14 protein-coding genes are annotated in these 13,189 nt (G+C 35.5%); all 14 read right to left on the bottom strand.

Annotation, left to right across the window (positions count from 1 at the left end):
- Position 1: 1 nt before the first annotated feature.
- Entirely contained in the window at positions 2-994 is a 993-nt protein-coding gene (locus A5N88_RS01905; RefSeq protein WP_066262353.1) for a glycosyltransferase family 2 protein, read from the bottom strand.
- On the bottom strand, positions 957-1,997 hold the full coding sequence (locus tag A5N88_RS01900; protein ID WP_066270151.1) for a glycosyltransferase family 2 protein: 1,041 nt from the start codon (positions 1,995-1,997) through the stop codon (positions 957-959). Before A5N88_RS01900 ends, A5N88_RS01905 begins: the two co-directional genes overlap by 38 nt.
- 39 nt (positions 1,998-2,036) lie before the next feature.
- Positions 2,037-2,456 carry an FAD synthase family protein gene (locus A5N88_RS01895; RefSeq protein WP_066262352.1) on the bottom strand — a complete coding sequence of 140 codons (420 nt, stop codon included), beginning with the start codon at positions 2,454-2,456 and terminating at the stop codon, positions 2,037-2,039.
- A gap of 16 nt (positions 2,457-2,472) precedes the next feature.
- A complete protein-coding gene (locus tag A5N88_RS01890) occupies positions 2,473-3,630 on the bottom strand; it encodes a CDP-glycerol glycerophosphotransferase family protein (RefSeq protein WP_198160161.1) in 1,158 nt (385 codons plus the stop codon).
- Positions 3,631-3,662: 32 nt separating this feature from the next.
- A complete protein-coding gene (locus A5N88_RS01885) occupies positions 3,663-4,691 on the bottom strand; it encodes a glycosyltransferase family 2 protein (protein WP_066262345.1) in 1,029 nt (342 codons plus the stop codon).
- Positions 4,692-4,701: 10 nt separating this feature from the next.
- Entirely contained in the window at positions 4,702-5,043 is a 342-nt protein-coding gene (locus A5N88_RS01880) for a helix-turn-helix domain-containing protein (RefSeq protein ID WP_066262343.1), read from the bottom strand.
- 31 nt (positions 5,044-5,074) lie between these two features.
- Entirely contained in the window at positions 5,075-6,244 is a 1,170-nt protein-coding gene (locus A5N88_RS01875) for a DegT/DnrJ/EryC1/StrS family aminotransferase (RefSeq protein ID WP_066262342.1), read from the bottom strand.
- Between the two features lie 15 nt (positions 6,245-6,259).
- Entirely contained in the window at positions 6,260-7,318 is a 1,059-nt protein-coding gene (locus A5N88_RS01870) for a lipid II:glycine glycyltransferase FemX (protein WP_083952976.1), read from the bottom strand.
- Positions 7,319-7,337: 19 nt separating this feature from the next.
- The gene (locus tag A5N88_RS01865; protein WP_066262340.1) at positions 7,338-7,961 is read right to left on the bottom strand and encodes a sugar transferase; all 624 of its coding nucleotides are present in this window, start codon (positions 7,959-7,961) and stop codon (positions 7,338-7,340) included.
- Between the two features lie 45 nt (positions 7,962-8,006).
- Entirely contained in the window at positions 8,007-8,162 is a 156-nt protein-coding gene (locus tag A5N88_RS24630) for a YwzD family small protein (RefSeq protein ID WP_157090569.1), read from the bottom strand.
- A gap of 118 nt (positions 8,163-8,280) precedes the next feature.
- Positions 8,281-9,417 (bottom strand): hypothetical protein, encoded by a 1,137-nt coding sequence (locus A5N88_RS01860; RefSeq protein ID WP_066262338.1) that lies wholly within the window; start codon positions 9,415-9,417, stop codon positions 8,281-8,283.
- Between the two features lie 42 nt (positions 9,418-9,459).
- A complete protein-coding gene (locus A5N88_RS01855; protein ID WP_066262334.1) occupies positions 9,460-10,656 on the bottom strand; it encodes a glycosyltransferase in 1,197 nt (398 codons plus the stop codon).
- Positions 10,657-10,854: 198 nt separating this feature from the next.
- Positions 10,855-11,985 carry a glycosyltransferase family 1 protein gene (locus A5N88_RS01850; RefSeq protein ID WP_066262331.1) on the bottom strand — a complete coding sequence of 377 codons (1,131 nt, stop codon included), beginning with the start codon at positions 11,983-11,985 and terminating at the stop codon, positions 10,855-10,857.
- Positions 11,986-12,008: 23 nt separating this feature from the next.
- Complete coding sequence (locus A5N88_RS01845; protein WP_066262329.1) at positions 12,009-13,091, bottom strand: EpsG family protein; 1,083 nt, start codon at positions 13,089-13,091, stop codon at positions 12,009-12,011.
- Positions 13,092-13,189: the final 98 nt, after the last annotated feature.

Genomic DNA, 13,189 nt, shown 5'->3' with positions numbered 1-13,189 from the left:
TCTATTTCTTTATCTTCTCCATTAGAGAAGGGTGGAAGACAAATACAAGAATTGCAATTTTTTGTCTCCACCCTATGAAAGGATTTCTAATTAAACCAGGAAGGGTTTTGTTAAATGATTTTTTTATGTATATCAATTCCGCGCGAACACCTGACAATTCATGCTTAGCCTTAAAATAATTCCAAAAAAATGCATTCATATAAGACGTTATTGCTTGATAATAAAGTTCCATATGATTAATACACTTGAAAAACTCTGCTCGTTCCCTTAATGCATCCACTTTGTCCAATCTTTGAATGGTAAAATGAGAATGAATAATGCTGGAGCTTCTTTGAACATAAAAATACAGTTTAGAAGAAATGAAGATGATTTTTTTACTGGAATACAAAAGTTTGTGTATGATAAATTCATCTTCACAAATCCTTCCTTCTTCAAAGCGAACATGTTCAAAGAGCTTTCTCCTAAACAATTTATTACAAACAATAATCCAGGTTATATTATTACCTGCACCGGTAACATATGATAAATCATTCTTGCTAAATAATTGCTGTAAAGCTTCTATATTTGTAAAATACTTGACTGGACTATTCCCCTCTGACTCTGACACTATGGAAGGTCCCTGGTCTTCTACTTTTAAAAAATTACAGATTGCGATATCTGCTTTATACTCTTCAGCTTGATGATAAAGAATACGGTACATATCTTCATGTATATAGTCATCACTGTCCACAAATCCAATATAGTCGCCCTTCGATGCCGCAAGGCCAGTATTTCTCGCACTGGATAACCCTTTATTTTCCTGGTGAATAACCCTTATCCGTTTGTCCTGTTTTGCGTATTGATCACAAATGTGTCCGCAATTATCCGGAGAGCCGTCATCTATAAGAATCAATTCAAAGTCACTGAAGGCTTGGCTCAATATTGAATCAATACACTTATTTATATAATTTTCCACTTTATAGACGGGGACAATAATGCTTATTTTGGGATTCATTTGATTTATGCAATCCTTTTCTTTTTATCTTATTATGAAAATATTTTAGTTGACGAGAGACGATTATAAGCCTGTAATCAAAATAAAATAATGTGATTACATTTTTGTACGTCATAGAAAGCGAAGGATTTTTGATAATTGGCCTATAGTACTTCCTAAGACATTTTTGTATTTGCTTTAAATGATAATAGATTTCTTTTTTTTCTCTCACTTGATTTAAAACATAATAGATATTATCGACTGCCCAATAAGCAAAACAAGAGACAGCCTCTCCATACAAGGCTGGATATTTTTTCTCTATAAATGGTAATATTTCATCCCAGGCAAAAAAGGCATCGAGCCGTTTTGCATTATAATTAGAAGTCAAGATGCTGTTTGGACGTTTAATGTAAATGTATCCCTTCATACTTGTAAATACAGCCTTTTTAGAGTTTGCAAAAAGCTTGTAGGTAGTGGCTAAGTCCTCATGAATATGTCCGTTTGGGAAACGCACATTTTTAAAGCAGCTTTTTTTAAATAGTTTATTGCATAAAGAGAACCTGTAAAGCGTTCCCTTAAAAAGCTCCCTAATAGCTTCCTCATGGCTTAGCTCTTTCATAATCACTTCTTTTGGAGCATTATCCACAATCCCATTTTGTTCTCTCTTCAGCCCGCAAATAGCAATGTCACTTGCTGTGTTAACAGAAAGCCTATATAGCTCGTGAAACATATCTTTTTCGATACGGTCATCCCCATCTACAAAGCCGATATATTCCCCTTCTGCTCGATCTAGTCCTGCATTTCTAGCCACACTTACTCCGCCATACTTCTGATGCAGGACTTTGACTCTTTTATCGATGGCTTTATATTTTTCACAGATTTGGCCGCTTGCATCTTCAGAACCATCATTCACAAGGATTATTTCAAATGATGTAAAACTTTGATTCAATATACTCTTAATACAATCTTCAAGATAGCGGCAAACGTTAAAAACAGGAACAATAATGCTTATAGTTGGCTTCATTTCCCCTTTATTTAATTCCCCTTTCTTTTCTAGCATTGTTCATTTCAACAAAACTCGTTCGCGAAGAATTGTCGATGAAACTCCTTTTGTATAGGGCAGATAGACAAGCGCTATACCTCCTTCACTAAATTCTTTATCCAATTGGTTAAAAAGGGGGGTGCCTTTCCAATCATCGCCAACAAACATGGCGTCAAATCTAAGCTCATTCCAAGCTGACCATTTATCCCTGTTTATTTGCGGAACAACTCGATCTACATATCTAACACCATCAACGATTGCCATTCGATCCGCGTGTGAAATAACTGGTTTTTTCCCTTTATATTCTACAACTAGTTCATCAGTACTGACCCCGACAATTAACGTCTCGCATAGCTCTTTTGCTTTTTGTAAAATATTTAAATGACCGACATGAAATAAATCAAAAACTCCAGTTGTATAACCCGTTTTAAACTGCTTCATTTTGCTTCCTCCCATCTTAACTCCCACAAACTTTAGTTATAATGTTCACAAGAGATTCACACGCTCTTCCATCCTCAAAAGTTCCGGTCCATTCCATAAAGGCTGCCAGTGTCTCTTGATAGGTCTTTTCGTCAAAAAAGTGAATTCGATTGAGCATTTCTTCATTATTGAGCGCTGTTACAAATGGTAAATCATTTAAAGAAAAATACAGCTTTCTATCATTAGCTGTGTACTCCTCCTGATCGGGAATATAAAGAAAACACGGACGCCGAGTAATGGCATAATCAAAAATAAGGGAAGAATAATCTGAAATCAGGATATCAGAAGCCATTAATAATTCTTGAGTATCATGATAGCCAGTTACATTTTTAACATGGGAATTTCCAAGAAGTTGTTGCGATAGTTCATGTAAATGCGGGTGCAGCTTTACAAGAAAGATCCATTCACCTCCAAACTTTTCATTTAGTTTATCTAAAACAGCCTGGTAATCGATATTATAAGCTTGTAAACTATGATTCTTCCTAAATGTGGGAGCATAGAGCACGATTCTTGTATCACTGGAAATATTTAATTCATTTTGGACGTTTGCCTTTGTATCTTCAGTATTAAGAAAGAATGCATCATTTCTTGGAGTTCCTTGCTCAAGAATTTCACCATCATACCAAAAAGATCTTCTAAAAATACTTGTACTCAATTGGCAGCCTGAGATTAACAGATCAATTTTTTGTGAATCTTTCTTTGCCATTTTGATATAGCTTGATGGCAGATTTGCTTCTGCATCTTTTTCAATTTGCTTTAATCGTAAGGAACTATGCCAGGTTTGAATATAAAATTGATGTTTTCTTTTGATAAAGAATTCTGTTGTTCTAAAATTTGTAATAATGACTTTTGATGTACTTAATTCAAATAAGTATTTAATCGACATCATTTTAACCATGCGGATACCTGATAAGTGTTCCTTGCCAGATAGATCATTAAACCCCCAAACAATATCAAAATCGTTTTTCTTATGTTTCTGTATATACTGTGATATATATTTTGGATTGCAGCCGTATTGGCTGCCATAATAACTTAAGAAGAAAATTTTATTTTTCTTAATTGGCAGCAGATTAAAAAGCCATATACATATTAGTAAAATATATTTTTTCATTTTTATAGCCTGTAATCTTGACATACCAGAATAACTCCCTTTACATTGCATTTTCTTTACAGATTCGCTTTTTCCATCCCTATTTCTTTAGAACGATACCTCAGCTTATTTGTAAATTTGCATAAGGCTAAATAAAAAATATTAATATAGGGATGCTGTGCAAATAACTTAAGCTGATTTTCAAGGTGTTTCTCATTATAAGAAGCAAGCAAAAAGGTTTCATAATCCTTTAATATAGCCGTTTGTATTTCCTTTCGATATCTTCCATCTTTATCTTTTTTCTTATTCATGACGAGAAGGTTATAATGAATGAGCAAAGCTTTTAAAAGAACTTTGTACGCCTCCAGTGATAAATCCTTGTAATGCTTTTCAATAAATTTCTGCCTTTCCTGCAACCCTTTAATCATGTCCAGATGCTTCAAGCTATATGTTGCAACAATACTGCTGTTTCTTTGGAGATAATAATAATAGGGCTGCTGCACCATGGCATATGTGCCAACCCGATGCAGCACTTGATGTGACCAAAAGACATCTTCAAATAATACGCCTTTTTTAAATGGAAGATCCCGAATTAATTCCGTTTTATACAGCTTTCCCCAGGCAAAATCTTTAACTCTTTCATTTATCACCAGTTCTTTCATTAATTGATGATTATCTAATAGAATAGGCGGAAGCTCCTGTCTGAAATTCCTATTATCAAAAAGAGTATAATGATTATAGGCATAATAAAAAGCAGACTGGACAACATCTGCGTTCCATTTATTCGCTGTATAAAGCATTACTTGTATCATGTCAGGTTTTATCCAATCATCACTATCAATAAAACAGGTAAATGCTCCTGTCACCTGTTTTATCCCCGTATTTCTAGCATCTGATAATCCTCCGTTCTTTTGATGCAGTACTTTAATTCTGCTATCAGCTTTAGCAAAATTCTCTGCGATCCGTCCACTGTTATCAGTTGAACCGTCATTTACCAATATGATTTCCAAATTAGAATATGTCTGGTGTAAAATTGATGTAATGCATCTGTTTACATAATCTTCAACGTTATAGATTGGAACCACAATACTGACTTTTTGATCCATTTTTAAACCCCTATTTCTCATTTTTCCATTTAATAAATTCGATCAGCGTTTTATATTCTTCAATCTGCTCCTTCTCGATTCCTGTTTCCTTCATCTTATTTACAATTTCCATCCATTCATTGTCAGGAATATCTTCTTTTTTTGGCCGGCTGTTCACATCATTTCCAACCAATGTTACGAGATCCACTTCCAAGATCTTAGCAATTTTATTCAAAACCTGAATGGATGGATTTTGATGCACATTTCTCTCAATATTACTTAAATAGGATTTTGAAATTCCTGCCCGCTCGGCAAGACTTGAAAGTGACAATTTCTTTCTCTTTCTTATCTCATAAATATTTTTTCCTATCATACATTTACCCTCATTTATCATATTTTTTTATTTATAGATACATCTCTTCTTTCGTTTCTATATTTATCCTGTTTTGAATACAATGGATGATTCGTACTTGATCTTCTTTTTGCAAATTGGAACCGGATGGCAAACATATTCCTGTAATAAATAGTTCTTCACTAATACTTTCTGAATCACTGTGCCGATAATACTTGTTCTCTTTAAAAAGGGGCTGCATGTGAAGTGGTTTCCAAATGGGTCTTGCTTCTATATTTTCAGACTCTAATATCTTCAGCATTTCAGCTGCAGATACACCGCATACTTTTTCATCAATGGTCAGTGCTGTTAGCCATCGGTTTGAAAAGGTACCCTCTAATTCGGGCATAAACTGAATACCTGGCAAATGCCCTAGATGCTCCTTATAGAATTCAAATACAGATCTTCTTGCAAACACACGGTCTTCAATCACTTCCAATTGGCCTCTTCCAATACCCGCTAAAATGTTGGACATCCGATAATTGTAACCGACTGAGCTATGTTGATAGTGCGGAGCCGGATCTCTTGCCTGAGTGGATAAAAAGCGTGCCTCTCTGATTGCTGAGTAATTATTTGAGAGAAGCATTCCGCCCCCGGATGTAGTAATGATTTTATTTCCATTAAAAGAATAGACTCCAAATGTTCCTAATGTTCCACTTGCTTTCCCCTTATAGACAGATCCTAGCGATTCTGCAGCATCTTCAATTATTGGAACATCATACTTCTCACAAGTCCGTCTAATTTCATCCCATTTAGCACTTTGACCGTATAAGTTCACCACTATAACAGCTTTGGGAAGCACTCCATTTTTTAAACTATCCTGAAAAGCAAGTTCAAGTGCTTGTGGAGACATGTTCCAAGTATCGGGTTCTGAATCAATAAAAACGGGCTCAGCTCCCTGATATAAAACGGGATTGGCGCTTGCAATAAAAGTTAGGCTTGAACAGAAAACCACGTCTCCCTTGCCTACCCCCAATAAAATCAGTGCCAAGTGAATGGCTGCAGTACCTGAAGTAACAGCAGCTGCTTCCTTTACTCCAACGTATTGACACATCTCTTTTTCAAAAGCATCCACATTAAAGCCAAGCGGGGCAATCCAGTTCAGCTCGAACGCTTTTTGGACATATTTTTCCTCATTGCCGCTCATATGAGGAGGTGATAAAAATATCCTTTCTTTGGTCATATCTTTTCCTCCCATCTACCTAAGGGCATTTAATTTTCGTTCCTGGATTCCTCGATACAAAGGGAAATAATCATGATTCAATATAAAATCCTCTTGGATACTTTCAATCAACGATCTGTAACGGCTTTGATCATGTATTTTTTTTCCCATAAAGTAAAGAAAACAATTATTATTTGTAAAAGATGTTTTAAATTTAAATAGTCCATCTAATTCCTTATATCCCCCGCCCAAATGAAGAAGCTTCGTGTTTTTTTGTTTACAAAACTCTATCATAAAATCAAAGAGGAGATTGTTGGGCTTTAAATGTAAGTACTCTGTTTTAGAAGCTCCTAAATGATAATGAGCATATTCTTTTCCTATAAAGACCAAAACACCTGCAAGGACATCCCTATCTTTTTTTGCAAAAAGTAAATAGGTCTTACAAAACTCATTGTCTTTCAATTGATTGTTGAAATACGATTCATTAAAATAGTAAAAACTGTTTGCACCATTACGATCCATTGTCTCTTTATATAGGTCCATAAAAACACGAATGTTGTCATTGCTCTTTTCAACAACACTGCAAGTAAGATGATGCTCGCTTGCTTTATGAATATTTCGTTTATTCATGGTTGAATAATTTGATCTTATCTCCTCAATTGAACGGGATAAATCCACTGCTGTAGTCTGCCGTATATAATCTACTTCCATATCATGAACAAAATATTGATAATTTTGATATAAAGGATGGAACCGGATTGTTTCTGTAATAATGTTATTTTTTTTGCAGTATTCATTAAACATTTGACAAAACCGTGTTACAGAGCCTTTTTGCCCCTGGATAAAGGGCCCTCCATATCCGTAAGGAGTGACAATATCAAAAATTTCCTCCTTGGCTGAACTAATTTTTCTTTTGATCACAGGATAAAAGATTTTGCTTTGTTCTTCTTCAAAATAGGCGCCTAATAGGACTCCATCCTCCATTTCAGCAAATAATTGACCGTATTCAAAAGAATAGTAACAATCAATTGAAGGGAAAAACTCCAGGATTTTTTTCCACTCTGTATGATCTTCAATGATCTTGAATGTTCTCATTTAATTATCCTTTCTCAGATTACAACAGATTTGTTTCGCTTTTTTCCTTTTGTTTCAGGCTGCCTGTAAATAAAGGCATGGTAACCTGTTCACTGCTTTGAATACCGTCAGACCTCAGTACTTTTAACAGGGTAATAGCTATTATTTTTAAATCTAAAAAGAAGCTCCTGTTCTCTACATACCAAACATCAAGTTTGAATTTTTCATCCCATGATATGGAATTGCGTCCATTAACCTGAGCCCATCCGGTTATTCCAGGCTTTACCTTATGCCGTTTGGACTGTTCAGGACTATATAGGGGAAGGTATTCCATTAGTAAAGGCCTTGGCCCTACAAGACTTACATCTCCTTTTATGACATTAATCAGTTGTACAAGTTCATCGAGACTGTACTTCCTTAAGAATATCCCCAAGGCAGTCAGTCTTACATGATCCGGCAAAAGCTCACCGTCGCTCCCCCTTTCGTTTGTCATGGTGCGGAACTTATAAATATAAAAGGGTTTCTCATTAAGACCTGGACGCTTTTGTTTAAAAATGATCGGTGAACCTAAATTAATTCTTATAAGTAGAGCAATAATAATCATGATTGGAGAAAAAAACATGAATATAAGGAGAGAGATTGTTAAGTCGAATAATCGCTTCATAAAGAAATTCTACCTGCCTTTTTCAGGATATTTAATAAAGCTTTATCAGCTCTCATCCTTGGTTAAGCTTAATACTTCCTGCTTAATCACTTCTACCAGCTCTATTGCATTGATTTTCTTTGATTCTGTTCCCTTTTCATAACAATCTTTAAGTAATTTTAATAATCTTTCTTGTGTCAGCTTTCTCGTTATAGGCTCCATGACTTCATCCTTGGTTTATTTTTAGGGTGTGATAAAAGCACCATACGTCGATACGGTGGTTGTAGAACATTTTCAATGAGCAACTCTTTAAAGATGTAAACAAGAAATCTCTGCAGCTTCAGACAACACTCTTTACTTTCAAATATTTGGAGGCTAACCTGGAATAGATAGGGATTTTAAAATTCATCTTTATCATTTCTTCTAATATCTCTTGCATGTATTCATCTGAACGGTGGCGTGCTAATATCTTTGCTATATACTTCTGCCTTTCCCGATAATAGTTTTGAAGATTAAATATTCGAGAAAACTCATTTAACTTTCCGAAAAGCTCCAGTGTAAAAAGAGTCCTTACACATTTTTCACAGCCGCCGCAGTTTTGCCCATCACGAATGCAGACATTTAGATATTTATAGGCCAGTTTAAATTTTGATACCATTTTTGTTTTTTCAACCCTTGTATGATATGGGCATGCTGAAAAGAAACTCATGCCCTCTGTTGACAGCATATTCATATTGAAAAAATCATAGTGTCCACAACTGTTGGGTTTTAATTCAAAATGTTTAAGCGAGTAGGAAGAGGAATAATAATATGTTTTGAAAAGCTTTTGCAATGCTAGACTGGCAGATAGATTTCTGTATGTATGGGTTTCATAAAAACCCAGTTCTAATACTTCACTTATGTTGCTATCTACCGTGATAAGCTCTAACCCAAGCTCCTGCGCACATGGTTTTACCATTTCCACCCTCTTCTTAAATAGCCTTCTCGCTTTTTCTCCTCCAAGACTTCCATTTGATCCAGCATTAAAAAAAGTAAAATGTGTAATTTTGTAGTTGGGGGGACATTGCTCCGTTAAATGATTGCAAATCGTACTAAATGAATCAATGCCGCAAGAAAGCCCCGTTCCTACAGCTTCTAAATTATCCAACGGTTTATTTATCGCGAAATCACAAAAAATTTTGATTGGTTTTAAGTTGCGGACGTCCGCTGTCAATGGAAGCAAGTATGTATTAAATGTATACATAAGCCTTTCAGACAGCGGTGCTTCCACACGAATATCACATTGATTTTTAAAAGCTAATAAAAACAAGGCGACAAGAAATGCATCCGCCCTTTCATACGTAAGGCAATGTTTATACTGTTTATCAACTTCATACCATAGAGTATCTTCTTTGCCATTTATTTTGAAAGAGGCCTGCAATCTGAATCCGTTTTTACTTTCTAAGATCTCTGGCTGATAAATGGTCAGCAATCCCATATTCGTGCTCCTTTAGTTCGACATCTATAAGTCAACCCTCTATTAAATGGATAAAATTTGGTAAAATTTATTTAATTCTTCCTGGTTTCTTTCACTGTTTCTTTGCAGATTTTCCGTAAACTCCCACCTTAGCTCCTTTGAATCAATAAGTCTCCTAACTCCTTCCGCAATGCCTCTGGAGCTTCCCTCTGCAATAATGCCAGTTTTATTATTCTGTATCTGACTTTGAAAAGAAGGAATATTCGTTACTACTATTGGACGGAAAAGTGCAATGGCTTCTTCCACCGCCACACAATGAGCTTCCGTTTTGGACGGCTGCACATAAATATCAGCCATCGCCATAAAAGGATAGGGATTCTCTTTCTCTCCCAGCAGGACAAAATGGTGTTCAATTCCCAATTCCACTGCTTTGAAGCTTAATTCATCCAAAAGCGGTCCCTTGCCGATAAGATACCAGATAATAGGATAATTTTGTTTCACAAGTATCTGGCAGGCTTCTAATGCCCAAAAGACTCCTTTTTCATCAACGAGCCTGGCAACTGTTACGATTTTGATTTTATGAGGATCTTTCATTAAATGCGTATCGTTGGATTGCTTTGCCATTTCTTGTACCGTTTTTTTCGAAACCCTATTATGAATCACACGGATTTTCTGTGAACACTCCGGAAAAAATTTTTCAAGAGTTTTCTTTGATGATTCTGCTACGCTCACAATATGGTCGCTGGCAGCAAAGCATTTTCGATCAAGGGAAGGCGATGGCCACCCCTTTTCTTTGCTATAGGCATAATCCAAATGGTTATACACAACTTTTTTTGTCGCACTCACCATTTCTGTTACATAGTAATTGCAGAAAAAATCAATATAACTTATGGCAACATCATATCTTTTTCTTTGGCATTCTAATATTCTGCGATATACTTTCCATCTGATTCCTGTCCCAACTCCTGGTGCAAGCTTTGATAAAACACCAGCCAAAAGCTTTCCAATCAGCAGACGATAGTTTTTGGATCTGATTAATGTTGGTACTGCCTTTATAAGAGGGGTAGAAAAAGTTTCAAATAACGGAGGCAAAATGTTAACTTCTCTCGGAACCTCCTTTAAAAGTAAACCACTGTAATCAAATAGCAGGAGATCTACATCATATTGTTCATAGTTAAGATCTGAAAGAAGGGTTAATAAACTTTTTTCTATTCCTCCTGTATGCAAATACTGGGTTACAAAAAGCAATTGTTTTTTCACTCTGGAATTCTCCTTCTTTTTACATGCTTCATTTAATAAGGCTCTTTTTGTAATGTCTGATGCTATTTGACTTAAAAATTGATTAAGACTGCAGATTTAGCATAAAAACTTATAATAGCTTACAAAAAGATGCCATAAAGGCAGGCAACATACAAAACGTCCTTTGTACGTAAGCAACAATCTATGCGAAAACAATCTTTAATAGAGTGAAAGCCATTTTGTCATGTTGTCCTGAATGCAGTAGTTGCTTTTCTGAAAATAACTCTGGATGGTTTGAATGGTCGGCTCCGTAACCTTCATTGCCTTTTTGATCTGGAAAGCCCATACTGAAACATCATCTGAGAGATCCAAAAATGTCATTAATCCCAATCCAATATCGGTTTTGGCAGGCACCTCTTTGGATGCAACACAAGGAGTGCCGGCACATTGAGCCTCTATAGTAACCATTCCAAATCCTTCAAAGAGAGAAGGAAACAACAAAACATCAAATGCTTTCATTAGCCTGGGGATATCTGATCTTACTCCCAGAAATCGAATATTCTCTGTAAGCCCTAATAATTTTGCTTCTTTCTCAATTTTTGCTCTTAATGGACCATCCCCTACCAACAGTCCTACAAAGGATGAATCCTGTTTCACTAAGTGTTTTAATACTTTCAAAATAAAAATATGATTTTTGGAAGGAGAAAGCCTGCCCACATGACCAATTATTTTTGCATTTTCAGGTAAATTGCATTCCTGAATAAGCTCTTGCCGCTTGTTTTCCACGCTAAGAAAATCTTCTATATTGATCCCATTTTCGATAATTTCGACTTTGGATCGATTCACTGCTTTTTCTCCGTATAAAAATACTCCAGCTTCATTGCTGCAGCTGCAAAGCTTGGTGGCTGATAATTTGATCATCACTTGTAAAACCTTTAATGTCAGAGGATATTGAAATCCGCTGCTCTCCGGCCAATTACTGCTATGAGAATGGCTAATTCTATTATTTATACCGCTTAACCATGCAGCAAGTGCAGGAAATCCGTTTTGGTAGTCAGTATGTGAATGAACAGCAATGTAACGGTTATTCTTCATAATATCCATTAAAGCTTTTATATACTTGACAGGTCCCTGAGATCCAAGACTCTTTATTTTGTGGACATATCCGCCAAGCGATTGAATTTCCTCATCAAAGTCTCCGGCAGCATTGGTATGTGCAATAAAATCAAATTGATGCTTAGTTTTATCCAGATTTCGATAGACATTCATTAACAGCGTTTCCGCTCCACCTCGGTCCATTTTGCTTACAACATGGAGAATGCGCTTTGGCTGTGCAGCTTTTTCACTCATAGATTCACCCCCTTTTTTATTTCTTAATTTACTAATAAATTGATAAAGGAACTGGAATATTGAATATTTAGGGTAATGACATTTTCGTAGTAATGGTAGATAAAGTAAAAGAAAATAATTAAATAGTATATGAATCTTTGATTATTTGATTTAAACAATTTAATAATCCAGGAAATTAATATAAGCTGATATAAACTGAAATAAATAGAAAATCTCGCAAAAATCCAATCTTGTGTCGATACAATCATAAAAACGATTCCGATAATTGATAGATTTACAATACAATCACTATTGGGTAGAATTTGTCTGAGACGGTGCCTGCCCAAAAATGCAATTAATAGTGGGGCTGCGTCAACTGCTACCCTTAAAATATTTGCGCCGCCCTCTGAAAAATTATTATAGCCTCCATACTGGGTATCCTTTATTACAGAGTATAAGACTTCAGAAAACTGGTTAAAACCTAATACAATCACGATCGCCATCATAATAATGACAAGTGTCGTCCATGTCCATGCTTTTCTTCTGACTATGAAATAAAGAGGCAAAAGAATGAAGGCAGTTTCATGAATAGTTGATGCCAGAAGCACAACAATAAAATATTTTTTCCAGCTGCCATCAAATAAAAATTTTGTAGCAGCAAAAATAATGGCAGCTGCCAAACATTGCCTCATGCCATTCATGGAGGTTAGAAACCAGCCATTCGTAATATAAACATATAAACTTAATTCAAATAGCCTAGAATATTTGTATAAAACAATTATGATCAGAACATTGGTTATCAAAGCCGTAAGAAATATTAAAACCTGAGCATTATTTGTAAAGTGCTTTAATATTGCTTGAAAAATTCCAAAGCCAATATCTTTTTGTGATGTAATGTATCCCCAAGTAAAATTATTTATGGTATAAGCATGCCGGTAAGCCCCGGTATCGCCAATCCCTTCTCTCAGCCCTGACACGATCACTAGTGAAAATAATGCGCCTGCCACCAGAAGTTTATTGGGTTTTATGAATTCTATTGTTCCTTGGCTTGGTACTGCAATAGCAAAGTATCTGGCTAAAAATGCCAAAAAAAATACTATGGCTAAATTTATCCATAGAATCGTCATCTTATCTTTTCCTTTCAAAAAAATACATTCCATCATCGCAGTGCATTTTGTCTCATAAGAGAAGTATCGCTAATATGCAGGATTTTCCTGGTGTTCCA

Source organism: Heyndrickxia acidicola, from assembly GCF_001636425.1.
GTDB classification, from domain to species: domain Bacteria; phylum Bacillota; class Bacilli; order Bacillales; family Bacillaceae_C; genus Bacillus_AE; species Bacillus_AE acidicola.
The sequence above is the reverse complement of the archived record's forward strand: the minus strand, read 5'-3'. Positions and strand labels throughout refer to the sequence as shown.